Origin of the sequence: Streptomyces roseifaciens (assembly GCF_001445655.1) — a bacterium.
In the GTDB taxonomy this organism is placed as follows: domain Bacteria; phylum Actinomycetota; class Actinomycetes; order Streptomycetales; family Streptomycetaceae; genus Streptomyces; species Streptomyces aureoversilis.
Window position 1 is genome coordinate 3,488,727 of sequence record NZ_LNBE01000004.1, and the last position, 23,770, is coordinate 3,512,496.

21 protein-coding genes are annotated in these 23,770 nt (G+C 73.0%); 8 read left to right on the forward strand and 13 right to left on the reverse strand.

Translation table 11 applies throughout. From position 1 onward, the window contains the following. Nucleotides 1–391: 391 nt before the first annotated feature. Complete coding sequence (locus AS857_RS32710) at nt 392–1,039, forward strand: TetR family transcriptional regulator (RefSeq protein WP_058046754.1); 648 nt, start codon at nt 392–394, stop codon at nt 1,037–1,039. 115 nt (nt 1,040–1,154) lie between these two features. Here the strand turns inward: AS857_RS32710 and AS857_RS32715 are convergent, their stop codons facing one another. Together AS857_RS32715 and AS857_RS32720 are read right to left on the reverse strand one after the other, a co-directional pair. Further along, a complete protein-coding gene (locus AS857_RS32715) occupies nt 1,155–1,688 on the reverse strand; it encodes a nitroreductase family deazaflavin-dependent oxidoreductase (RefSeq protein ID WP_245700589.1) in 534 nt (177 codons plus the stop codon). Then, nucleotides 1,685–3,082 (reverse strand): acyl-CoA dehydrogenase family protein, encoded by a 1,398-nt coding sequence (locus tag AS857_RS32720; RefSeq protein WP_058046755.1) that lies wholly within the window; start codon nt 3,080–3,082, stop codon nt 1,685–1,687. Before AS857_RS32720 ends, AS857_RS32715 begins: the two co-directional genes overlap by 4 nt. An 87-nt stretch (nt 3,083–3,169) precedes the next feature. Here AS857_RS32720 and AS857_RS32725 point away from each other — a divergent pair, with 87 nt between their 5' ends. Next, nucleotides 3,170–4,348 carry a thiolase C-terminal domain-containing protein gene (locus tag AS857_RS32725; protein WP_058046756.1) on the forward strand — a complete coding sequence of 393 codons (1,179 nt, stop codon included), beginning with the start codon at nt 3,170–3,172 and terminating at the stop codon, nt 4,346–4,348. Nucleotides 4,349–4,502: 154 nt separating this feature from the next. Beyond that, a complete protein-coding gene (locus tag AS857_RS32730) occupies nt 4,503–5,192 on the forward strand; it encodes a pyridoxine/pyridoxamine 5'-phosphate oxidase (protein WP_058046757.1) in 690 nt (229 codons plus the stop codon). Here the strand turns inward: AS857_RS32730 and AS857_RS38285 are convergent. Continuing rightward, nucleotides 5,131–5,694: a Zn-ribbon domain-containing OB-fold protein gene (locus tag AS857_RS38285; protein ID WP_079110779.1), complete on the reverse strand. Its 564-nt coding sequence runs from the start codon at nt 5,692–5,694 to the stop codon at nt 5,131–5,133. The two genes, AS857_RS32730 and AS857_RS38285, sit on opposite strands and share 62 nt — an antisense overlap. A gap of 159 nt (nt 5,695–5,853) precedes the next feature. Between AS857_RS38285 and AS857_RS32735 the strand changes: the two genes are divergently transcribed. The 3 genes from AS857_RS32735 to AS857_RS32745 are packed head-to-tail and all read left to right on the forward strand — an operon-like array spanning nt 5,854 to nt 9,696. Further along, a complete protein-coding gene (locus tag AS857_RS32735) occupies nt 5,854–8,079 on the forward strand; it encodes an acetate--CoA ligase family protein (RefSeq protein WP_058046758.1) in 2,226 nt (741 codons plus the stop codon). Between the two features lie 37 nt (nt 8,080–8,116). Then, nucleotides 8,117–8,995 (forward strand): enoyl-CoA hydratase/isomerase family protein, encoded by an 879-nt coding sequence (locus AS857_RS32740; protein WP_058046759.1) that lies wholly within the window; start codon nt 8,117–8,119, stop codon nt 8,993–8,995. A 41-nt stretch (nt 8,996–9,036) separates the two neighbouring features. Next, complete coding sequence (locus AS857_RS32745; protein ID WP_058046760.1) at nt 9,037–9,696, forward strand: flavin reductase family protein; 660 nt, start codon at nt 9,037–9,039, stop codon at nt 9,694–9,696. Nucleotides 9,697–9,719: 23 nt separating this feature from the next. On the opposite strand, the gene AS857_RS32750 is transcribed toward AS857_RS32745, so the two are convergent. Then, entirely contained in the window at nt 9,720–10,751 is a 1,032-nt protein-coding gene (locus AS857_RS32750) for a hypothetical protein (protein ID WP_058046761.1), read from the reverse strand. A 91-nt stretch (nt 10,752–10,842) separates the two neighbouring features. Next, complete coding sequence (locus AS857_RS32755; RefSeq protein WP_058046762.1) at nt 10,843–12,141, reverse strand: MFS transporter; 1,299 nt, start codon at nt 12,139–12,141, stop codon at nt 10,843–10,845. 201 nt (nt 12,142–12,342) lie between these two features. Between AS857_RS32755 and AS857_RS32760 the strand changes: the two genes are divergently transcribed. Beyond that, nucleotides 12,343–13,374 (forward strand): GlxA family transcriptional regulator, encoded by a 1,032-nt coding sequence (locus tag AS857_RS32760; protein WP_058046763.1) that lies wholly within the window; start codon nt 12,343–12,345, stop codon nt 13,372–13,374. A 37-nt stretch (nt 13,375–13,411) separates the two neighbouring features. Here AS857_RS32760 and AS857_RS32765 read toward each other — a convergent pair whose 3' ends face one another. The 4 genes from AS857_RS32765 to AS857_RS32780 are packed head-to-tail and all read right to left on the reverse strand — an operon-like array spanning nt 13,412 to nt 18,069. Then, nucleotides 13,412–14,485, reverse strand: a complete 1,074-nt coding sequence (locus tag AS857_RS32765; RefSeq protein ID WP_058046764.1) for a Zn-dependent alcohol dehydrogenase — start codon at nt 14,483–14,485, stop codon at nt 13,412–13,414. A 35-nt stretch (nt 14,486–14,520) separates the two neighbouring features. Further along, nucleotides 14,521–15,984 carry an aldehyde dehydrogenase family protein gene (locus AS857_RS32770; protein ID WP_058046765.1) on the reverse strand — a complete coding sequence of 488 codons (1,464 nt, stop codon included), beginning with the start codon at nt 15,982–15,984 and terminating at the stop codon, nt 14,521–14,523. Beyond that, complete coding sequence (locus AS857_RS32775) at nt 15,981–17,144, reverse strand: acyl-CoA dehydrogenase family protein (protein ID WP_058046766.1); 1,164 nt, start codon at nt 17,142–17,144, stop codon at nt 15,981–15,983. The genes AS857_RS32770 and AS857_RS32775 overlap by 4 nt, the downstream gene beginning before the upstream one ends. 13 nt (nt 17,145–17,157) lie before the next feature. Continuing rightward, on the reverse strand, nt 17,158–18,069 hold the full coding sequence (locus tag AS857_RS32780) for an SDR family NAD(P)-dependent oxidoreductase (protein WP_058046767.1): 912 nt from the start codon (nt 18,067–18,069) through the stop codon (nt 17,158–17,160). A gap of 102 nt (nt 18,070–18,171) precedes the next feature. Between AS857_RS32780 and AS857_RS32785 the strand changes: the two genes are divergently transcribed. After that, on the forward strand, nt 18,172–19,095 hold the full coding sequence (locus tag AS857_RS32785; RefSeq protein ID WP_058046768.1) for a cyclase family protein: 924 nt from the start codon (nt 18,172–18,174) through the stop codon (nt 19,093–19,095). Nucleotides 19,096–19,358: 263 nt separating this feature from the next. On the opposite strand, the gene AS857_RS32790 is transcribed toward AS857_RS32785, so the two are convergent. The 4 genes from AS857_RS32790 to AS857_RS32805 form a co-directional block, all read right to left on the reverse strand. After that, nucleotides 19,359–19,829: an ATP-binding protein gene (locus tag AS857_RS32790; protein ID WP_058046769.1), complete on the reverse strand. Its 471-nt coding sequence runs from the start codon at nt 19,827–19,829 to the stop codon at nt 19,359–19,361. 413 nt (nt 19,830–20,242) lie between these two features. Beyond that, nucleotides 20,243–21,307: an acyl-CoA dehydrogenase family protein gene (locus AS857_RS32795; RefSeq protein ID WP_107105695.1), complete on the reverse strand. Its 1,065-nt coding sequence runs from the start codon at nt 21,305–21,307 to the stop codon at nt 20,243–20,245. A gap of 2 nt (nt 21,308–21,309) precedes the next feature. Then, complete coding sequence (locus tag AS857_RS32800) at nt 21,310–22,479, reverse strand: acyl-CoA dehydrogenase family protein (protein ID WP_058046770.1); 1,170 nt, start codon at nt 22,477–22,479, stop codon at nt 21,310–21,312. A 6-nt stretch (nt 22,480–22,485) separates the two neighbouring features. Then, the gene (locus AS857_RS32805) at nt 22,486–23,685 is read right to left on the reverse strand and encodes an amidohydrolase family protein (protein WP_058046771.1); all 1,200 of its coding nucleotides are present in this window, start codon (nt 23,683–23,685) and stop codon (nt 22,486–22,488) included. Nucleotides 23,686–23,770 lie beyond the last annotated feature (85 nt).

Sequence of the window (23,770 nt, forward strand, 5' to 3'; positions counted from 1 at the left end):
AACGACGCGGTGGCGAACCCGGGTCGCGCTTCACCCTCTCTCCACCACATGCGGAACGCCTCGCCCCGCGCCTCCTACCCCCGCTTCCCGTCCGCGATCCGCCGCCGCCCCCGGGAGCTTCCGCCATGGCCCGCGGGGTGTGTCACGACTGCCACGTTAGCGGGGGACCGCGGTCTCCCGCGGGACCTGTGGACAACCGTGCGAAGGGTCTCCGGAGGGCGTTGTCCACAGCCTGTTGATAAGAGGATTCACCGGTACGGGCCAATCCCGTGCGATCTCCCCGCGGTCCCCCGCAACCCCTCTGAGCTGGCCTTACACCCCACTCCACACCCCTGCCCCCATTTGCATGCGGCCGAATCGCGCTCCGATCACCCCTCGGTAAGCTGACGGCATGACAGGACAAGTACGCACCGTCGACGGCCGCGTGGCCGGACGACGCGGCCAGGCGACGCGGCAGAAGCTGCTCGACTGCCTCAGCGAAATGCTCAGCTCCTCTCCCTACCGAGACGTCAAGGTCATCGACGTCGCCCGCAAGGCCGGCACCTCGCCCGCGACCTTCTACCAGTACTTCCCGGACGTCGAGGGCGCGGTCCTCGAGATCGCCGAGGAGATGGCCAAGGAGGGCGCGAGCCTGACCGACCTGGTCGCCGGCCGCTCCTGGGTCGGCAAGTCCGGCTGGCAGGCCGCCGAAGAGCTCGTCGACGGCTTCCTCGGGTTCTGGCGCAAGCACGACGCCATCCTGCGGGTGGTCGACCTCGGGGCGGCCGAGGGCGACAAGCGGTTCTACAAGATCCGCATGAAGATCCTCAACGCCGTCACCAACTCCCTCACCGACTCCGTCAAGGAGCTCCAGTCCAAGGGCAAGGTGGACAAGGACGTGAACCCCGCGGCCGTCGCCGGGTCGCTCGTCGCCATGCTCGCCGCGGTGGCCTCGCACCAGAAGGGCTTCCAGAGCTGGGGCGTCAAGCAGGCCGAGCTCAAGCCCAACCTCGCCCTCCTCGTACACCTGGGCATCACGGGCAAGAAGCCGACGAGGTAGCGCTTCCGGCACCTCGCACGTCTGCACGTCCTGTCATCGCAGCGGCGGGCCCCCTCCGGCCGGGCCCGGAGGGGGCCCGCCGCAGTGATTTCCCCTCTGTTCCTCTCTCTGCCCCTCACTCCCCGCCGTCCGGACGCGGCTCCAGCCGGAACAGCCGGATCTCCCGCTCCACGCGCGCCTGGTACCGCGCGTACGGCGGCCAGAACGCCACCACCGCCTCCCAGGCGGCCTCCCGCTCCGCACCCCGCAGCAGCCGGGCCCGCACCGGCACGTCCCGCCCCCTCCAGCTGATCTCCGCCTCCGGGTGCGCCAGCAGATTCGCGGTCCAGGCAGGGTGACCGGGGCGGCCGAAGTTGCTCCCCACCAGAACCCACGCAGCCGGCGGCTTCCCCTTGGGCCCCTCCGCCATGCAGGCGAGCGGCGTACGCCGCGCCTGTCCCGTCCGCGCGCCGGTCGACGTGAGCACCAGACCGGGCAGCAGGCGGGCGCTGAGCAGCGTCCGGCCGCCCGTCAGGCGGTGCACCGCACGGTCCAGGGCCGGCACGCAGTGCGGCGCGATCCGCGCGAACGTACGGGTCGAGGAGAGCCTCTGCACCACGCGCTCCAGACGCTCCTGGCGCTGCCTGCGCCGTGCAGCAGTGCCGTTCACGGAGCCACCGCTTCCCGCTCCGGGCGCCCGGCAAACAGCCCGGCGACCTCCGCCGCCCGGGCGCGCAGCCGCCCCGGGGGCCCGAAGAGCAGGCCGTCCGAAGCAGCCCGTTTGAAGTACAGCTGCACGTCGTGCTCCCACGTCACCCCAATGCCGCCGTGCAGCTGGACGGCCTCCGCAGTCACCGTCCGCAGCGTCTCCAGGGCCTGCGCGAGGGCGACACCGGCGTCTCCGGCCGTGCTCGCGTCTTCTGCCGACCCTGTGGCTCCTGCCGACCCCGCGTCCGCTGCCGGCCCTGCGTCCGCTGCTGACCCCACGCCTCCTGCCGTCCGTACGTCCTCTGCCGCCCCCGTGTCTCCTGTTGTCTCCATGCCTCCTGCCGTCCCTACGTCCGTGGCGAGGCCGTCGCCCGCTGCGGCCGACCCGGACCCGGCCCCCGCCGCCCACGCCGCGTAGTACGCCGCCGAGCGCGCGGCCTGCACGGACACGTACAGGTCGGCCAGGCGGTGCTTGACGGCCTGGAAGGAGCCGATGGGCCGCCCGAACTGCTCACGCGTCCGCACGTGTTCGACCGTCAGCTCCAGCGCCCGGTCCGCCGCGCCGACGGCCTCCGCGGCCAGCATCGCCGCAACGCTCCCGCCCAGCCGGGCCAGCGCGGCCGGGACCTCGTCGTCCGCGCGGCCGAGGAGATCGGCCTCCGCGTCCCGCAGCTCGATCCGGGCCTGCGGACGGGTCTCGTCCAGCGCGGTCAGCCGCGTGCGGCGCACCCCGCGCACCACGTCCGGCCGCAGGACGAACAGCAGCGTGCGGCCGCGGACGTACCCGCCCGTGCGGGCGGCGACCAGCAGCACTCCCGCGCTGTGCCCGTCGAGGACCTGCGCCGCGTCGCCGTACAGGCGCCAGCCCCGTCCGTCCCCGCCCGGCCGCGCCTGTACGCCGCCCGCCCTGCCGCCCCCGGCCCAGTCGCCGCCGCCCGGCCCGGTCAGGCCGAGCGCCTCGGGCAGCGGGGTACGGGGCAGCGCGAGCGTGCCCGTCAGCTCGCCGGAGGCGATGCGCGGCAGCAGCTCCGTCCGCTGCGTGTGGGTGCCCAGCGCGGCGACCAAGGGGGCCACGAGGCCCGCCGTGGCCAGCAGCGGGGACGGCAGCAGTACGCGGCCCGTCTCCTCGCAGGCCAGGGCGAGCTCCGTGGGGCCGCATCCCACGCCTCCGTAGCGTCGCCCGACGGCGAGCCCGGGCAGCCCGAGCTGCTCGGCGAGCTGCCGCCACAGCGGCTCGTCGTAGCCGGCCCGGGTGCGGACCGCGGCCCGGATCCCGTCCGGCCCGCAGCGCTTGAGCAGCAGTTCGCGCAGGGTGCGCCGGATCTCGCCCTGCTCCTCGGTGAATGCGGCATCCATGGGACACGCCCTCCCGGATCTGACGGGCCGTCATCTTAAATCGGGCAACCCGACTTTCCCACCCCCTATCTGATGTAGCGTCAGTTCATGGCCTCCGTCCGCCGCGCACGCAAGGTCGCCGTCGTCGGCATCTCCCTCTCGGACTGCGGGCGGGTCGACTCCGCCACCCCCTACGACCTCCACGCACAAGCGGCCCGGCGCGCCCTGGCCGACTCCGGGCTCGGCCGGTCCGCCGTCGACGGACTCGCCTCCGCCGGCCTGGGCACCCTGGCCCCCATGGAGATCGCCGACCACCTGGGCCTGCGCCCCACCTGGGTGGACTCGACCTCGGTCGGCGGCGCCACCTGGGAGGTCATGGCGGCCCACGCGGCCGACGCCATCGCCGCCGGACACGCGAACGCCGTCCTCCTCGTCTACGGCTCCACCGCCCGCGCCGACCTCAAGGCGGGCCGCCGGACCGCCGGCCTCTCCTACGGCACCCGGGGCCCGCTGCAGTTCGAAGCCCCCTACGGGCACACCCTCATCGCCAAGTACGCCATGGCCGCACGCCGCCACATGCACGAGTACGGCACCACGCCGGAACAGCTCGCCGGCATCGCCGTCCAGGCGCGCGCCAACGCCCGCCACAACCCCCACGCCATGTACCGCGATCCGATCACCGTGGACGACGTCCTCGGCGGTCCCGTGATCGCCGACCCGTTCACCAAGCTCCAGTGCTGCATCCGGTCGGACGGCGGCTGCGCCGTACTGCTGGCGGCCGAGGAGTACGCCGCGGACGCCGCCCGGCCGCCCGTATGGGTGCTGGGGGCCGGCACGGCGGTGTCCCACACGGCGATGTCGGAGTGGGAGGACTTCACCGTCTCCCCCGCCGCACGCTCCGGGCGGCTGGCCTTCGAGCGCGCGGGCGTCACCCCCGCGGAGGTGGACGTGGCCGAGCTGTACGACGCCTTCACCTATATGACGCTCGTGACGCTGGAGGACCTCGGCTTCTGCGCCAAGGGCGAGGGCGGCGCCTTCACGGAGCAGGGCATGCTGACGGTGGGCGGCGGGCTGCCGGTCAATACGGACGGCGGCGGCCTCTCCGCCTGCCACCCCGGGATGCGGGGCCTGTTCCTCCTGGTCGAGGCCGTGCGGCAGCTGCGCGGCGAGGCCGAGGAGGGCCGCCAGGTGCGCAGGCGGGACGGCGAGCTTCCGAGGATCGCCGTCGCATCGGGCACGGGCGGCTGGTTCTGCTCGGCGGGGACCGTGGTCCTGGCCCGCGACTGACCGGGCCGCACGGGCCCGAGCCGCACGAGGCGGGCCGAACGGGGCAGGCCTTACGAGGCGGGCCATGCGAGGCAGCGCCGTACGAGACAGGACCGCACGAGACAGGACCGCAGGGAGCAGGGCCGTGCGGGACGCGCCCGTGTTGGATGGACCCATGAGCGACGAACCGGACCGCACCCGCCGGCAGCACTTCCACGATCTCCTCCGTTCCCTGCCCGTCTGGGACACCGAGCTGCCGCACTTCGACCCGGCCTCCGCCCCCGCCGACCCCCTGCCTCTCTTCCAGCAGTGGCTGATCGAGGCCGCCGAGGCCGGGACGCCGGAGCCGCACACGATGACGCTCGCCACGGCCGACGCGACCGGCCGGCCCTCCGTACGGACGCTGATGCTCCACGACGCCGACGAGCACGGCTGGCACTTCGCCACGCACCGCACGAGCCGCAAGGGCCGGGAGCTGGCCGAACGGCCGGAGGCGGCCCTGGGCTTCTACTGGGCGGCGGTCGGCCGCCAGGTCCGCATCCAGGGGACGGTGACGGCCGCGGGCGCCGCGGAGAGCCGGGCGGACCTGGCCCGGCGCTCCACGGGCGCACTGGCGGCGGCACTGGTGGGCCGGCAGAGCGAAGTGCTGGCGTCGTACGAGGAGCTGGAGCGGGCCTCGGACGCGGCCTGGGAGCGGGCCCGCCGTGAGCCCGACGCTCCCGTCGGCAGCTGGACCCTGTACGTCCTGGAGGCGCAGGAAGTCGAGTTCTTCCAGGGGGACGCCCGGCGCCGGCACGTACGCCTCAACTACCGCCGCCGTCCCCCTGCGGAAGGCGGCTGGACGACCGAGCTCCTCTGGCCCTGACCGCTTCCGGACCGGCGTCGGGGAGAGGGCCGAACACCGGTATGCACAGGGGCGGTTCGCCTGGAGGCCGCGCCCCCTCCAGCTCCCGGAACCGGACCGTCAGTGCCATGCCGATCCGCAGCTCGCCCTCCTCGCACCCGACGACTTCCGTCATCATTCGCGGCCCTTCGGCGAGGTCCACCACGGCCGCCGCGTAGGGCACCCGCCCGCCGAAGGGCGGGAGGTCGTTCACGTGGACGACCGACCAGGTGTAGAGGGCGGCCCAGCCGCTCGCCTCCTCCCAGACCACGTCCTCGCTCCAGCAGCGCGGGCAGAACTCCCTGGGGTAGTGGTGGGCCAGCCCGCAGCCGGCCGCGCGGCAGCGGCGTACGAGCAGTCGGCCCCGGCCCGCCGCTTCCCAGTAGGGGCGGGTGAAGGCGTCCGCTTCCGGGATGTCGAAACGCGGTGCCGGCGGGCCGGCGGAACGCGGCGCCGGTGACGCCTGCGGACGATTCGCGTGCAATTCACCGACCCCCTTGTATTCCGCGCCCGTTTCCCCGGGAGTTTTCCCGTCCCCGCCCTCCGTTTGTTTGCCCGCAGCGCCATTCCTGACAGTACGTCAGCTAGGTAGCCTGACTATACGTCAGCTTGTCGGCCATTGAGCAGGAGTGGACGAGACACGATGCTTGGATCGACTCACGGCACCCTCACCACCAGCTCCCGTCCGGCCCGCGTGGTGGCCTGCGGCGAGCGTCCGGGCCCCGCCGTCCACGGCACGGCCGACGGCACCGAGGACACCGACGTCAGCGGCAGGCCGCTGCGCTCGGACATACCCGACCTGGACCGGCTCTTCCGCCCCGAGACCGTCGCCGTCATCGGCGCCTCGGACGCCGAGGGCCGCCCCAACACCGGCATCACCCGGCAGCTGATCGCCTGGTCCGAACGGGTCGGCGCGCGCCTGCACCCCGTACACCCCACCCGTACGTCCGTCTTCGGCCTCCCCTGCCATCCGTCCGTCCGCGACCTGCCCGAACGCGTCGACCTCGCCGTCCTCCTCGTGGGCGACCCGCTCCCCGTCCTGGAGGAGCTGGACGGCTCGAAGGCCGCCTTCGCCGTGGCCTTCGCCGCCGGATTCGCCGAGACCGGCCCCGCGGGCGCCGCCGCCCAGGCCGCCCTCGCGGATGCCGCCCGGCGCTCCGGGGTCCGCCTCCTCGGCCCGAACACCAATCTCAACGCCTTCGAGCGCTTCCGCGACGACCTCGACGGGCCCGCCATCGCCCTGATCACCCAGTCGGGCCACCAGGGCCGCCCGGTCTTCGCCCTCCAGGAGCTCGGCATCCGGCTCTCGCACTGGGCGCCCACCGGCAACGAGGCGGACCTGGAGTGCGCGGACTTCATCTCCTACTTCGCCACCCGGCCCGAGGTCGGGGCGATCGCCGCGTATGTGGAAGGCCTCAAGGACGGCCGCGCCTTCCTGCTCGCCGCGGACCGGGCCGCCCGGCACAAGGTGCCCGTCGTCGCCGTCAAGGTCGGCCGGACGGAGGCCGGCGCCCGCACCGCCGCCTCCCACACCGGCAAGCTGACCGGCGCGGACGACGTGGTGGACGCGGCCATGCGGCAGTTCGGCGTGATCCGCGTCGACAGCCTGGACGAGCTGCAGGACACCGCGGCGCTGCTGGCCCGCGCCCGCCCGCCGCGGGCCACCGGCGTCGCCGTCTATTCGATATCCGGCGGCACCGGCGCCCACTTCGCCGACCTGGCCACGGCCGCCGGCCTTGCGCTCCCCGCCCTCTCCGCCGCGAAGCAGGCCGAGCTCCACCAGTGGATCCCGGAGTACCTGAACGTGGCCAACCCCGTGGACTGCGGCGGCCACCCCGTCGGCGACCGGCGCGGGCGCAAGATCATCGACGCGCTGCTGGACGACCCCTCGATCGGCGTGCTCATCTGCCCCGTCCCGGGCCCCTTCCCGCCCATGAGCGACAAGCTCGTGCGCGACCTCGCCGACGCGGCCGAGCAGACGGACAAGCTGGTCTGCGTGGTCTGGGGCTCCCCCGTCGGCACCGAGGACGCCTATCGCACCACCCTTCTCGGCTCCTCGCGCGTGGCCACCTTCCGCACCTTCTCCAACTGCGTCACCGCCGTGCGCGCCTACCTCGGCCACCACCGCTTCACCGCGGCCTACCGCTCCCCCTTCGACACCGCGCCCCGCACCCCGTCCCCCTCGGCACGCAAGGCGCAGGAGCTCATGCGCCCGGGCGAGCAGCTCAGCGAGCACGCGGCCAAGCAACTGCTGCGCGCGTACGGCATACGCGTACCCCGCGAGCAGCTGGTGACCAGCGCGGCGGCGGCCGTACGGGCGGCCGGGCTCGTGGGCTACCCGGTGGTGATGAAGGCCTCGGGGCCGCAGCTCGCGCACAAGACCGAGCTGGGCCTGGTCAAGATCGGTCTGACCTCGGCCAGCCAGGTCCGCGACGCCTACCGCGAGCTCACCGACATCGCGCGCTACGAAGGGCTGCCGCTGGACGGAGTCCTCGTCTGCCAACTCGTCGGCCGTGGCGTCGAGATGGTGGTCGGCATCTCGCCCGACAGTCTCTTCGGACCGACGGTGACCGTCGGCCTGGGCGGGGCGCTGGTGGAGGTCCTGCACGACACGGCGGTGGCCGTGCCGCCTTTCGGTGAGGACCACGCGCGCGCCATGCTCGAAGGGCTGCGCGGACGCGCCCTGCTGGACGGCGTCCGGGGGGCGCCCCCGGCCGACGTGGACGCGCTCGTGGAGACCGTCCTGCGTGTCCAGCGCATGTCTCTGGAGCTGGGCGGGGCACTCGCCGAACTCGACATCAACCCCCTGGTGGTGCTCGAGCGCGGTCAGGGCGCCGTGGCCCTGGACGCGCTCGCCTTCTGCCACTGAACAGCGCGCGGCAGCGCGTGGAAGCAGGAGAACCCCCATGTCCCTCTCCCCCCGTGACAAGCCGCTCGACCGCGGCGGTCCCGATGACTCAGTGATACTCCACACCACTGACAACGGGGTCTCGTGGATCACGCTCAACCGCCCCGAGGTCATGAACGCCATAGCCCCCGAGCAGCGGGAACTCCTGATTTCCCAGCTGCTCGGGGCCTCGGCCGACCCGGCCGTCAGGGCCGTCGTCATCACGGCCACGGGCGCGGCGTTCTGCGCCGGCGCCGACCTGCGCGCCACCGCGTCCAGCGCCATGGACCCGGCCGTCCCGGGCGTATCGGCGGCCTCCGTCGCCTCGGGCCGGCTGCCCGGTGACGTGGCGCGGACGATCCGCCGGGGCGCCCAGCGGCTGATCGCCGCCGTACTGGACTGCGAGAAGCCCGTGATCGCCGCCGTGAACGGGACCGCGGCTGGGCTGGGCGCGCACCTCGCGCTGGCCTGCGACCTCGTGCTCGCAGCCGAATCCGCCACCTTCGTGGAGGTGTTCGTGCGCCGCGGCCTCGTCCCCGACGGCGGCGGCACGTACCTGCTGCCGCGGCTGGTGGGGCCGCAGCGGGCGAAGGAGCTGATGTTCTTCGGCGACGCGCTCACCGCCGCCGAGGCGGAGCGGATGGGGCTGGTCAACCGCGTCGTGGCCGGGGCGGGGCTGACGGCCACGGCGCGGTCGTGGGCCGAACGGCTGGCCACGGGCCCGACGCGGGCCCTCGCTCTCACGAAGCAGCTGGTCAACGCCTCGCTGGACGGCGACCGCGCGGCGTCGTTCGCCGCGGAGGCCGCCGCCCAGGAGATCAACATGACGACGGAGGACGCACGGGAGGGCGTCAAGAGCTTCCTCGAACACCGCAGCCCCGCCTACCGGGGGCATTAGCGGGCCCGGGAACCTTCTAAACTGACGGACCATCAGATTCAATGGCCTTCATGATGGGACACGCAGGCATGGCCGCCCTCGCCGTCCGCTATCTGCGCCCCGCCGGCACACCGGCCCCCGCGGCGCCGCCGCCCGACCCGATGCCCCGGCCGGAGCTGCGGGCCGTCCGGGCGGACGAGCAGCCTCCGCCCGCTCCCCGGGAACTGCGCCGCGTCCTGGGCCGGTTCGCCGGCGGCGTCACCGTGATCACTGCGCCCGGCGCCGACGGCGAGCCGCCCGCCGGCTTCGCGTGCCAGTCGTTCGCCTCGCTGTCCCTCGATCCGCCGCTCGTGGTCTTCATGGTCGGCCGCACGTCCACCACGTGGCCGCGCATCGCCCGCGCCGGGGTCTTCTGCGTCAACGTCCTCGGCGCCGGGCAGAGCGCGCTCTGCAGGGCCTTCGCGGTGAGCGGCGCGCAGGCTGCGGACAAGTTCACGGGCGTACGGCACGCTCCTTCGCCCGCGACCGGGTCACCCCTGCTCGCCGACGTGCTCGCGTGGGTCGACTGCACGGTGCACGCCGTGCACACGGGAGGGGACCACCTCATCGTCGTGGGGCGCGTCGAGGCGCTGGGGGCGGACGAGGCCGCGGCCGCGGCCCAAGAGGGGCCCCTGATCTTCTACGGGAGCACGTTCGGAACGTTCACTGCGCTCGACCTGTGACCGCCGGGCCCCCGGCGCGGCGGTCACTTCTTGTGCTCGACGACCTTCGTCAGCACGTACCGCTTGCCGGAGCCCGGCTTGCCGATCTCGTGGAAGAGCCGGGGCTCCTTGCCGGTGCCGCTGACGCTCCAGTTGCGCCTGAGCTCGCACGATCCGATGCGCAGCGCCAGGCCCTGGACCTTCCCGTTGCCCTTGACCGGCTTCCACGTGCCCGAGCCGTCGCAGTCCTTCGGCCTGTCCTTGCCGGTACCGTCCCACACGTAGTTGTCGAGGCCGTCGGCCACGGCCGTGCCGTCGGCGGCGAGCTTGACCGTACCGTCGCGGCCGTCGGTCCAGACGCCGGCGAGCTGCACCGAGTCGAGCCTGGGCGGCTGATAGACCTCGACCGCTCCGGTCCCGTAGGCGGCGGCCCCGACGGCCCCCACGGCGAGCCATGCGATGACGCCGTCGCGCGCGACCCGGCGGGCCATGCGCACGGACCGGCCTTCCCGGATGCGCCGTCCGGCGACTCCGGCGACCAGGGTGGCGGGCAGGAGGGCGGCCGTGAGAGAGGCCCACCACAGGAGGTACTTCAGCGGGGCCGCCGGGGAGAGGCTGCCGAGGGCCGACACCCCGCCGAACACGGCCACCGCGGCGGCCGACACGAAGGGCACCGCGGCCGCGTTCCACAGCGGGCCGTCGCGACGGCCCATGCGGCGGGTGACCATACGGGCGAGCGCCAGTGCGGGCATCACGGCGACGGCCGTGACGAACCCGCTGGCGAGGACGCCGAGCAGGGCGACGGCGAACACGAGCCCGGCGATCACCAGGAGGCCGTGCGGCAGGCCTTCGTGCTCGCGCGAGAGCATCACGAGGATGCCGATGGTCCCGGCGACGGCGGCCTCTGCGCACAGCGCGGCCATCGACGCGCAGAACGCCGCGCCGAACCCGTCCGGGTGCATCACGCGCTTCTGTGCCCCAGGGGTCTCCTCGGACCCGGCCCCCGCCTCCGCGTCGACCGGTGCCTCATCCGGTGTCGCGTCCGGTATCGCGTCCGGCTCGATCTGCTGTGTCATCGCTGCCCCTCTCCCCAGGGAGAGATCCCCCCAGGGGCCGAGAGGTTGCTTTTGCCGACCGATTGATCCCTGCTTGACCGCATATAGGCGCTTACACCGGATCCGCCGCGATCCGCCCGGTCGCACGCGGCCGCCTGCGGATGACCAGGGCCATGAGGGCCGCCACGGCGCACAGCGCGCCCGAGGCGTACCAGACGACGTCGTACGACCCGAAGGCGTCACGGGCCACACCGCCCAGGAAGGCCACCACTGCGGCGCCGACCTGGTGGGAGGCGAGGACCCAGCCGAAGACGATCGCGCTGTCCTCGCCGTAGTGCTCGCGGCACAGGGCGATGGTGGGCGGCACGGTGGCGACCCAGTCGAGGCCGTAGAAGACGATGAAGAAGACCATCGGCGGGTGGACGGAGGGCGCCAGCAGCATCGGCAGGAACATCAGGGACAGGCCCCGCAGCCCGTAGTAGACGGCCAGCAGCCTGCGCGCCTCGAACCGGTCGGTGAACCATCCGGAGGCGACGGTCCCGACGACGTCGAAGACGCCGATCACGGCGAGCAGCCCCGCGGCGGCCGTCATCGGCATGCCGTGGTCGTGTGCGGCGGGCACGAAGTGCGTCTTCACCAGACCGTTCGTGGAGGCGCCGCAGATCGCGAAGGTCCCCGCCAGCAGCCAGAACGGCCCCGTGCGGGCCGCGTCGAGCAGCGCCTTGACCGCACGCCGCGCCGCACCGGGCGCGGGGGCCGGCTTCGGTACGGGGACGTCGCTGCCGTACGGGGCGAGGCCGACGTCCGCCGGGTGGTCGCGCAGCAGCAGCCACACGAACGGCACGACGACGAGTGCGGCGACGGAGACGGTCACTGCCGCGGGCCGCCAGTCGTGGTGCTCGACGATCCAGGAGAGCAGCGGAAGGAAGACCAGCTGCCCGGAGGCTCCGGCGGCGGTGAGGATTCCGGTGACCAGTCCCCGCCGGGCCGTGAACCACCGGTTGGTGACGGTGGCCGCGAAGGCCAGGGCCATCGAACCGCTGCCGAGGCCGACGAGCACGCCCCAGCACAGCACGAGCTGCCATGCGGTGGTCATGAAGACCGTCAGCCCGGCACCGGCGGCGATCACGGTCAGGGCGCAGGCGACGACCTTGCGGATGCCGAACCGGTCCATCAGGGCGGCGGCGAACGGCGCCGTGAGGCCGTACAGGGCGAGGTTGACGGAAGCGGCGAAGCCGATCGTTCCGCGCGACCACCCGAACTCGCCGTGCAGCGGCTCGATCAGCAGGCCGGGCAGGGAGGCGAAGCCGGCCGCGCCGATGATCGTCACGAAGGTGACGGCGGCCACGGACCAGGCGCGGTGAAGGCGCGGGCGACGCCGGCCGGGGCTTGCGGCGGAGCCCGGGGGCACGGAGGGGTCCGGGCGCCCGGAGGGGCTCTCCGGTGGGGTGGGAAGTCCGGTTGCGTGGGTCACGTCATCAGCATCAGGAGGCGCTTCCCTCCGGACGAGTGGCCGAAAGGACAGCATCCGCTAGGATCGGGCCACACGATCCGGCCGGATGCCGTCACGCCGGACCGAGCAGCACGGAAACCTTCCGGGGGGCGAACGGAAATGACACAGAAGACGGCGAGGATCACTCGCTCCGACCAGCACCCCGACGCTCCGCCGCACCGCGTGGCCGTGCTCGCCCTGGCCGGCGTGATCCCGTTCGAACTGGCCATCCCGTACCGGATCTTCGGCAAGGCCAGGACGTCCTCCGGGGACCCGCTGTACGAGGTGGTGACCTGCGCCCTGGAGGCCGGGCCGGTGCAGACCGACGCCGATTTCTCGATCAACGTCGAGCTCGGCCCGGAAGCCCTGGCCGAGGCCGACACGATCGTCGTCCCGGCCTCCTACGAGTTCGGGCTGCCGTACGACGAGGGCCGCCTCGACGACGACCTGTCCAGCGCCTTCGCCGGCATACGGCCCGGCACGCGCATGGTGTCGATCTGCACCGGCTCGTACATCCTCGCGGCCGCAGGTCTCCTCGACGGCCGGCCCGCGACCACGCACTGGTCCAGCACGGAGCGCTTCCAGCGGATGTTCCCGTCCGTCCGGGTGGACGCCGACGTGCTCTTCGTCGACGACGGCGATGTGCTGACGTCGGCCGGCGTGGCCTCCGGCATCGACCTGTGCCTGCACATCGTGCGCCGCGACCACGGCACGGCCGTGGCGAACGAGGTGGCCCGCCGCAGCGTCGTCCCGCCGCACCGCGACGGCGGCCAGGCGCAGTACATCCAGCGGCCGGTTCCCGAACCCCAGCACGCGACGACCACTGCGGCCCGCGCCTGGGCGCTGGGACGGCTGGACCGGCCCATCCAGCTGCGGGACATGGCCGAGCAGGAGGCGATGAGCGTCCGGACGTTCACGCGTCGCTTCCGTGAGGAGGTCGGCATCAGCCCGGGCCAGTGGCTGACGCAGCAGCGCGTCGAGCGGGCGCGGCACCTGCTGGAGGACAGCGACCTCTCCGTCGACCAGGTCGCGCGGGACGCCGGGTTCGGCACGGCCGCGTCGATGCGGCAGCACCTGCAGGCGGCGCTCGGGGTGTCCCCGACCGCCTACCGGCGGACGTTCCGTGCGGTGACCCGGGCCGCCCGGCGCTGAGTGCGTCCGGGAGGCGTCGTCCGGCGTGGGGCCGTGCTCAGTGGCGGAAGGTGAGGACGGCGCGGGAGACGCGGCCGTTCAGGGTGTCGTCCGCGGCCTGCGCGAAGTCCTCGACGGGGTAGGTCCTGGTGACGAGTTCGTCCAGGAGGAGGCGTCCCTCCTGGTAGAGCCGGGCATAGAGGGCGATGTCGTGCTGCGGGCGCGAGGAGCCGTAGCGGCAGCCCAGGATCGCTTTGTCGAGGTAGAGGGACGAGACGCGGAAGGACGCCTCGGCCCCGGCCGGCGGCACGCCGAGCAGCACCGCCTGGCCGTGCCGGTCGAGCAAGTCGATCGCCTGCCGGACGAGTCCGGTGTCGCCGACGCACTCGAAGGCGTGGTCGGCGCCCGTCGGCAGGATCGCGCGGACGGCGGCCGAAGTGTCGGGGACCGCGCCGGCGTCGACGAAGTGGGTGGCTCCGAACTGCCGGGCCGCCGCTTCCTTGCGCGGGTTGGCGTCGACGGCAACGACGGCCGAGGCCCCGGCGATCCGGGCGCCCTGGAGGACGTTGAGCCCGATCCCGCCGGCACCGATGACGACGACCGATGCGCCGGGGGCGACCCGGGCGCGGTTGAGGACGGCGCCGACGCCGGTGAGGACGCCGCAGCCGATCAGCGCCGCCGAGGTCAGCGGTATGCCGGTGGGAATCCTGACCGCCTGGACGGCTTTGACGACGGTGCGTTCCGCAAAGGCGGAGCAGGACGCGAAGTGGAAAAGTCGCTCACCCCGGCGGGTGAACGGCCGGGCCGGTTTCCCGATCGACTCGCGGCACATGGTGGGCCGGCCCCGGTCGCACTCGCCGCAGGCGCCGCAGGCGGCGAGCGTGGACAGGGCCACGTGATCACCGGGCACGACGTGGGCGACGCCGGGCCCCACGGCCTCGACCACGCCCGCGCCCTCGTGCCCGAGCACCACGGGCAGCGGGTACGGGATGGTGCCGTCGGTCACGGAGAGGTCGCTGTGGCACAGGCCGGCGGCCGCGACGGCGACGAGGACCTCACCGGGGCCCGGTGCGCGGACTTCCAGATCGTCGGCGACCAGGGGGTGCTTTCCGTCGAAGATGACGCCTCGCATGGCTGCGGTCCTCTCGGAAGGGGTGCGGCGCGGGCTCAGGACGCCCAGACGACCGACTGGAGTTCGCTGTACGCGTGCAGGCCGAACGAGCCGCCGTCCCTGCCGACGCCGCTCTCCTTGAATCCGCCGAAGGGCGTCTCGGGGTGCCGCTGGGCGGTGTTGACGCCGACGTTCCCGCTGCGCAGGCGCGCGGCGAGCGCCCAGGCGCGGGCGGAGTCGGCGCCGAAGACGTAGTCGTGGAGGCCGTAGGAGGTGCTGTTGGCGATGCGGACGGCTTCGTCGTCGTCCTCGAAGGGCAGCGCGACGACAACGGGGCCGAACAACTCCTCGCGCGCGACCGGGCTTTCGGGGGCCACGCCGGTGATGAGGGTCGGGGCGACGTAGAAACCCGGCTTGACGTCGGGGCGGGCGCCGCCGACGACGATCCGGGCGCCTTCCGCACGGGCGGCGGCGATGTACGCCTCGACCCGGTCGCGCTGGGCGGCGGAGATCAACGGACCGACGACCGTGGAGTTTTCCACAGGGTCCCCGATCTTCAGTGCGCGGGCGTAACGTTCGAGACCGGCGACGACCTTCTCGTACAGCGACCGCTGCACGAGCACCCGGGTCGGCGCCGTGCAGATCTGTCCGCTGTGGAAGGACCAGACCGAACCGACCGCCCCGATCGCCGACGTGAGCACCGCGTCGTCGGCATCCCCCAGGACGATGGCCGCGCCCTTGCCGCCCAGCTCCAGCAGGGTGCGCTTCATCGACCTCCCCGCGGCCTCGGCGATCTGTTTTCCGACCGCGGTGGATCCGGTGAAGCTGATCATGTCGACGCCGGGGTGGGACACGAGCGCTCGGCCGGCGCCCGGTCCCGAGCCGGTGACGATGTTGAAGACCCCGTCCGGGAGGCCGGCCTCCCGGAGGATCGGGCCCAGGCGGAGGCAGCAGAGGGGATCCTGCGGCGCCGGCTTGGCGACGACCGTGTTTCCCATGGCCAGGGCGGGCGCGAGCTTGCCCGCGAGGTTGACGACCGGGAAGTTGTAGGAGGTGATGCAGGCGACGACGCCCACGGGGCGACGGACCGCGGCGGCGCCCATCAGGCCGCCGGGAGCGAGCGGGCTGCCCTGGACCGGGTGCGGCGCGAGCGGGATGACCGCCGGCTCCACCGCCCCGCGGGCGTAGCGGCGGAAGCGGTCTGCCGCCGGGGGCAGTTGCATGGCCGAGGTGACGCGCGCCGTCGCGCCCGTCTCGGCCTGGAGCAGGGGCAGGAGCTCCGCTCCGTGTTCGGTGATCAGTTCTGCTGTCCGGTCCAGTACGGCCGCGCGCTCGCGCGGATCCGTACGGGACCAGCCGTCCTGCGCGGCCTGTGCGGCGGTCACGGCGGCGGCGACCTCGGCGGGGGTCGCCTCCGGTGCCGCCCCGACGACCTGCTCGGTCGCCGGATTGACAACTGGATAGTGACCTTTTTCGGGTGTGCGCCACCTACCGCCGATCCAGTTCCCGTACGTCCTCATGGCCGGGGCTCCTTCGGCAGGCCGAGCACGCGCTCGGCGATGACGGTGCGCTGCACCTCGGCCGAGCCTCCGTAGATCGTGTCGGCCCTGGAGAAGAGGAACAGCCGCTGCAGCACGTCGAGTTCGTAGGGCCGCTCTTCGCTCCAGTCGTACGGCCCGAGGGCCGCACCCGCACCTCGCACGTCCATGGCCAGCTCTCCGAGGCGCTGGTGCCAGCTGCTCCAGAGCAGCTTTGCGACGCTGGGGGCGCCGGGGGCGCCCGTGCTCCCAAGGGTCCGCAGGGCCGTCCACCGCATGGTCCTCAGGTCGGCCCACTGCCGTACGATCCGGTCGCGCACCGCCGGTTCCGCTGCGGCTCCCGTCTCCCGGGCGAGGCGGACGATGCGGGCGAGCTCGGCGGCGAAGCCGATCTGCTGCGCGAGGGTGGCCACCCCGCGCTCCCGGCCGAGGAGGTCCATGGCGACCTGCCAGCCGTTGCCCTCCCCGCCCAGCACGTGGTCGGCGCGGGCCTCGGCGCCGTCGAAGAACACCTCGTTGAAGTGGGCCTCGCCGGTCAGCTGCCGGATCGGGCGGACCTCGATGCGGCCGGGCTGGTCCATCGGCACGAGCAGAAGGGAGAGTCCGTGGTGCCGGTGGGAGCCTGCGGTGGTGCGGGCGAGCAGGAAGCACCAGTCGGCCTGGTGGGCGTAGGAGGTCCACAGCTTCTGGCCGGTGATGCGATAGGTGCGGCCGCCGGCGTCCCTGGCGGCGGCGGTGCGGACGGCGGCGAGGTCGGAGCCTGCGCCGGGTTCGCTGTAGCCCTGGCACCAGATCTCCTCGCCGCGGGCGATGGCGGGGAGGAAGCGGGTGCGCTGTGCGGGGTCGCCGTGGGCGAGGAGGGTGGGGGCGAGGAGGTGCTCGCCCATGTGGCCGAGGCGGGCGGGCGCCCCGGCGCGAGAGTACTCCTCGGCCCAGACGACCTGCCCGGTCAGGGGCGCGGTGCGGTTGCCGTAGCTCCCGGCCGCGGGATCCCAGCCGAGGCCGATCCAGCCGTCGGCGCCCAGTTCGCGTTCCCAGGCGCGGCCCGCAGCGGGGGGCGGTTCCCCGGCGAGGTGTTCGGCGAGCCAGGCGCGCGCCTCTTGCCGGAGGGCCCGGTCCTCCGGCCCGAAGGAGAAGTCCATGGGTGGCTCCCCGTCACGCGTTGGGGCGGGCTTTGGCGGCGGCCGCTTCGGTCATCGCCTCCAGGCGGGCGAGCATCGGCATGGGGTCGGTGCCGACGGTACGAGGGAGGAGGCCGGCGATCCGCTCCGGCGTCCAGGGTCCTTCCGCGCAGACGGAGCGCAGTTCGCGGGGCTGGGCCCACACCGCGATCCTGGGCCCGGCCACGGTGTAGACCTGCCCGGTGACGCCCTGCTCGCGGGCCTGTTCGCCGAGCAGGTAGACGACGAGTGCCGCCACGTCCTCGGGGTCGCCGATCTCCTCGAGCTCCATCGGCACGCCGGCGGACATCCGCGTCCGGGCCACTGGGGCGACGCAGTTGGCCGTGATCCCGTATTTGTGCAGGCCGAGGGCGGCGCTGCGGACGAGGGAGATGATGCCGCCCTTGGCTGCGGAGTAGTTGGCCTGGGCGACGCTGCCCTGGTGGTTGCCGCTGGTGAAGCCGATGAGGGTGCCGTGCTTCTGGCGGCGCATGACTGCGGAGGCGGCGCGGAAGACCGTGAAGGTGCCCTTGAGGTGGGTGGCGATGACGGGGTCCCACTCCTCCTCGGTCATGTTGAACAGCATCCGCTCGCGCAGGATCCCGGCCGCGCAGACGACGCCGTCGAGCCGCCCGTAGCAGGCGAGGGCGGTGTCCACGATCCGCTGTCCGCCGGACATGGCCGACACGTCGTCCGCGACGGCGACGGCCTCGCCCCCGGCCGCCTCGATCTCCTTGACCACTCCGGCGGCGACCTCGCTCGTGGGCTCGTTCCCCTCGACGGAGACGCCGTAGTCGTTGACCACGACCTTTGCCCCCTCGGCCCCGCAGGCGAGGGCGACGGCGCGGCCGATGCCGCGGCCCGCGCCGGTGACGGCGACCGCCTTTCCGGCCAAGAAGCTCCCCATGGCGCACGCCCCTTCCCGCTCTATCTGACGGACCGTTAGATTTTTGGGCAGAGCCCGCGAAGGCACAAGCCCCGCACAGGGACCGATCCGGGGAGGAAGCCCATGCCGCTGCCGCCGGAGTTCCACGAGATCGCCAAGCGGGTCAACAACTGGGGGCGTTGGGGCGAGAGGGACGAGATAGGCACCCTCAACCTGATCACGGACGCCGTCGTCCGCGAAGCCGCGGCCACCGTGCTCACCGGCCGGAGAGTGGCCCTGGCCGTACCCCTGCGGCAGCGCGGAATCCAGACCGGGCTGATTCCCGGCAGGGTCAATCCCCTGCACACGATGCTCTCCATCAACCAGCAGTACGCCCCGGAATCAGTGGCCACGAGCGACGACGCCGTCACCATGGGCCTCCAGGCAGGCACCCACTGGGACGCACTGCCGCACGTCTCCCACGGCGGCAGGATCTACAACGGCCGGCCGGCGGACTCGGTGACCGCACACACGCGCGCCGCCTACAGCGGCATCGAGAAGGCCCGGCACGTCGTCTCGCGCGGAGTGCTGCTCGACGTGGCGCGCGCCCGGGGCGTGGAGCACCTGGAGCCGGGCCACGCGGTCACCCCGGAGGACCTGGAAGCGGCCGAGGCCATGGGCGCGGTCGCCGTGGGCCCGGGGGACATCGCGCTCGTCCGCACCGGTCACATGCAGCACTATCTGGGGGGCGACCGGCGGGCGTACGGGCATTCGTCGCCCGGACTGTCGATCCGGGCGCCCGAGTGGTTCCACGCCCGGGACGTGGCGGCCGTCGCCGACGACACCCTCTGCTTCGAGGTGTTCCCGCCGGAGATCGAGGGCCTCTGGCTGCCGGTGCACGCGCTCCACCTCGTGGAGATGGGGATGCTGCAGGGACAGAACTGGAATCTGGAGGAGCTCTCCGCGGCATGCGCGGAGGAGCAGCGCTACGCGTTCCTGCTGACCGCGACACCCGAGCCCTTCGAGGGCGGGGTGGGGGCGCCTGTGGCGCCGGTCGCCGTGCTCTGAGCCGGGGCGGCCGGACAGGCCGGCAGGGCAGGGCTCCAAGGGACGTGGGCAGGCGGCGACGTGCCGATGCGCACCCCGAGCACGGCACCGCACGTCGCCGCAAGCTCCGGCGCTGAAGCCCTGAACTGCGCCGGACCGCGACCCGTACTCGCCAAGGCAGCCCGGTGACCGTGGGCCTCTCGACGTCCCCTCGCAACGAATCGCTGCATCCAAGGGTGATCACGTGGACACTTCACGTCAACACCTGGTCTGGACTTTGTCGATTAAGCCCGATTTATGACGGCGCGCGGTGCATCGAAAGCGCCGACCCACGAGGGGCCCGTGCGGTCGACCTCGCACCAGATGCGCTTGCCGCTGCCCTCGGCCTGCCAGCCCCAGCGGTCGGCGAGACCGTCGACCAGCTCCAGGCCGCGGCCGCCGGTGTCCTCGCCGCCCGCGCACCTGCGGCGGGGCGGGCGGGCGCTGATGTCGGCGACCTCGACGCGGACGGTGCCCCCGTAGGCTCCGGCGCCGGCGGCACCGGCGCCCGGGAAGAGCATCCGCAGCACAGCCGGGCAGCCGGTGTGGACCACGGCGTTGGTGACCAGCTCGGAGATCAGCAGGATCAGCGTCTCGGCGAGCGGCTCATCGACGCCTATCCCCGACCCGGCCAGCCGCGACCTCGCCCACCTGCGGGCCCGCCCCACCTCCGCGGGGTCGGCCCGGACCTCCATCTGCATCTGAAGCACCTGCACCGCTCACACCATCCGTACCGGCGGACACAACGCCTCGCGTCTCCGAGGGATCACGGAACGTGATCTCCTTCCGAGACAGCATGGTTGACGCACAGTCACCCCAACAAGCGCTTCGGGCATATTCCGGCGCAAAGGAGTATGGCTACTGCATACTGTGCGACGCGTGCTGCGGAGACTCGAACACCGAGGGCCTTTCGGACCCGTTCCGGGACGAGCGTCAGACATGTGCACGCCCGGCGACGCCACATGGGCAACTTCCGCCCCGTCGCGCTTCTGAACCTCTCGCATTCAAGGGAGAGTACCCGAGCCCGGACCCGACTCCACCCTGTGACGAGTAACGTCCGGGACACAGCCTGATATCGACATGCTGCGAGCGGTTCGACATGACATGCCCGGCATTTCACCCATGACGATTACGCCGTGACATTCTCTGCGTCCAGAACATCCGTTGCATCATTCGCCGGATGGCGCCCCGGGATGTGTGAAGCGTCGCGGATCAGGGTATTCGCAAGCAATTCCTCGGAATCGGCGGAGGACTGCCATTGACGGAGCCTCAGCCAGGCGCGTTTGAGGTGCAGATGAACGTCGGATTCCCAGGTGAACCCCAGGCCACCGTGCACTTGCAGACAGTCACGAGCATTGCGCACGGCTGCACTGTCAGCGAGCAGTTTGGCGGCGGCGATTTCAGCTGGTTCGTCGGGCTCCACCGAGAGTGACGCCGCATAGACCGCGGCACGCGCGAGCTCGGCGCGCACGAGCATCTCGGCGCAGAGGTGCTGCACCGCCTGGAAGCCGCCGACCGGGCGGCCGAACTGGGCACGTTGCCGGGCGTGGGAGACCGCCAGCTCGACGGTCCGGAAGGCGCTGCCGAGTTGCTGCGCGGCGGTCAGCAGGGCCGCCTCCCGCCGCATCCGGGCCGCATCGGCGGGCAGGCCGGGCACGCCGCCGTCCGGTGCCCGGGGCAGCTGCCGTACGAGGTGGAGGGGTGTCGTCGGGTCCACGCACCGGACGGGGCGCGCCCGCAGGGCCCGCGGGGCTCCCCCGGCGCCCGTGTGCAGGAGCCGGGCGGCCGGGCCGTCGAGCAGCAGGACGGCCTCGGCGGAGGCGAGGTGCTCGGCCGCCCCGGGACCGTCCAGGGCCGTGACCACGCAGTTGCCCTCGGCGGCCCCCTCGACGAGGCCCGCGGCCAGGTGCGTGGCGACGAGCGGCCCCGGCAGCAGGGCACGTCCGGCCTCCTCGAAGAGGAGCACCGCCTCGGGCATCCCGAGCCCCACGCCGCCGTCCTTCTCCGCCAGCCGCAGGGAGAAGAACCCGGCCTCCCCGAGGGCCCGCCACAGCGCACGGTCGGGCGCCCGGGGGCCGGCCGGTGGAGGGGAGTCGGCCAGGGCGCGCAGCCGCTCGCGGGGGTGGCGGGCGGCGAGGAGGCTCCGCATCCCCGCCTGCAGGGCCCGCTGGTCGTCGGTGAGGCGGAAGTCCATGGTCATCGCCCCTTGGGGAGGCCGAGGATGCGCTCGGCGATGATGTTGCGCTGGATCTGGGAGGTGCCCGCGGCGATCGTGTAGGAGAGCGAGGACAGGCGCTGCGCCGTCCACTCCTGGCGGGCGTCCAGGGACTCCGGTCCGAGCACGTCGGCGGCGGCCTCGTAGAGCTCCTGGCGGGCCTGGGAGTAGCGCAGCTTGAAGACGGAGCCGCCTGCGCCCGGGACTCCGTCGCCGCCGGTGCGCGCGGCATGGGCGGCTTCGCTGACGTTCCACTGGACGAGCCGCCACAGCGCCGTGAACTCGGCGTGCAGGCGGCCGAGACGGCGTCGCAGTACTGCGTCGTCCCAGCGGCCGTTGGCGCGGGCGGTGCGGGCGAGCCGGGCGAGGGTGCGGCGGCAGGCGACGACCTCGCCCGCGAAGGCGGTGCCGCGCTCGTAGGAGAGGGTGACCATGCTGACGCGCCAGCCGTCGTTCTCGGGGCCGACGCGGTGGGTCGCCGGCACCCGCACCTCGTCGAGGAACACCTCGGCGAACTCCGTGGTCCCCGCGAGGGTGCGCAGCGGTCGCACGGTGACGCCGGGGGCGTTCATCGGCAGGGCGATCCAGGAGATGCCGCGGTGCCGGGGGGCGGCGGGGTCGGTGCGGACGAGGAGTTCGCACCAGTCGGCCACCTCGGCGTGGGAGGTCCAGATCTTGCTGCCGGTGATGACGTAGGAGTCGCCGTCGCGGACGGCCCGGGTGCGCAAGGAGGCCAGGTCGGAGCCGGCGTCGGGTTCCGAGAAGCCCTGGCACCAGATCTCCTCGCCGCGCAGGATCGGGGGCAGCCAGCGGGCGCGCTGGGCCGTGGTGCCCTCGGCGGCGATGGTGGGGCCCGCGTGCAGGAGCCCGACGAAGTTGGCGCCGACGTAGGGGGCTCCGGCCCGCTCGGTCTCCTCGATGAAGATCAGGTGCTGGGTGGGGGTGGCGCCCCGGCCGCCGGCGTCGGCGGGCCAGTGCAGGCCTGCGTAGCCGGCGTCGTGGAGGGCGCGCTGCCAGGCGCAGTCGTAGGCGCGGCGTGCGGGCCAGTCGTCGGCGGGCGGCTCGGGGGGAAGCCCGGGCAGGGTGTCGTGGAGCCAGGCGCGCAGCCGCCGGCGGAAGTCCTCCTCTTCCCCGGTGAGGGTGAGGTCCATCGCGCGTCACCCGCCCAGGGGGTCGAGGTCCAGGCCGAGCATGCGGATGGCGTTGCCGCGCATCAGCTTGCGGACGGTCTCGTCGTCCAGTCCCCGCACGTGCTCGAGGGCGACCTGCCTGGTGTGGGGGAAGGTCGAGTCGACGTGGGGGTAGTCGGTCTCGAAGGTGGCGTTGTCGCGGCCGACGACGTCGAGCGAGGCGACGCCGTGCTTGTCGCGGAAGAAGCAGCAGAAGATCTGGCGGTAGTAGTACGTGGAGGGCGGCTCGGGGACGATGTCGCGCACGCCGCCCCAGGCGCGGTGTTCCTCCCAGACGTCGTCGGCGCGCTCCAGGGCGTAGGGGATCCATCCCATCTGGCCCTCGCTGTAGGCGAGTTTGAGGCGGGGGTGGCGCACGAGGACGCCGCTGAAGAGGAAGTCGGCCATAGAGGCCATGGCGTTGTTGAAGGAGAGGGTCGCCTGGACGGCGGGCGGCGCGTCCGGGGATGCGGCGGGCATCTGCGAGGAGGAGCCGATGTGCATGTTGACGACGGTGCCGGTGTCCTGGCAGGCGGCGAAGAAGGGGTCCCAGTAGCCGGTGTGGATGCTGGGGAGGCCGAGGTGGGTGGGGAGCTCGCTGAAGGTCACGGCCCGCACGCCGCGGGCGGCGTTGCGGTGGATCTCGGCGACGGCGAGGTCCACGTCCCACAGCGGGATGAGGCACAGGGGGATGAGCCGCCCGCCGCTGTCGCCGCACCATTCCTCGACCATCCAGTCGTTGTAGGCGCGTACGCACGCGAGGGCGACCTCCTTGTCGTGCGCCTCGGCGAAGGTCTGGCCGCAGAAGCGCGGGAAGGTCGGGAAGCAGAGGGACGCCTCGACGTGGTTGAGGTCCATGTCCTTGAGCCGTTCCGCGGGGTCCCAGCAGCCGGGGCGCATCTCGGCGCGGGTGATGCCCTCCAGGGTCATCTCGTCGCGGTCGAAGCCGACGGCGGCGATGTTGCGCTTGTAGGGGAAGCGGAGGTCCTCGTAGATCCACCAGTCGGCGGGCGGCCCGTCGGGGTCCATGGAGATGACGTACTTGCCGCCGGTGTACTCGAGCCGGCCGATGCCGGTGGTCAGGGGGCGGGGGCCGCGGTCGCGGTAGCGGGCGGGCAGCCAGCGCTCGAAGAGGTGGGCGGGCTCGATGACGTGGTCGTCGACGCTGACGATGCGGGGCAGTTCCATCGGGGGCACTCCCGTTATCTGACGGTCAGTCAGTTTCGAGGCTAGCCCCGGCCCCCTGGACCGACAAGCCGTGACGGCCTACGCT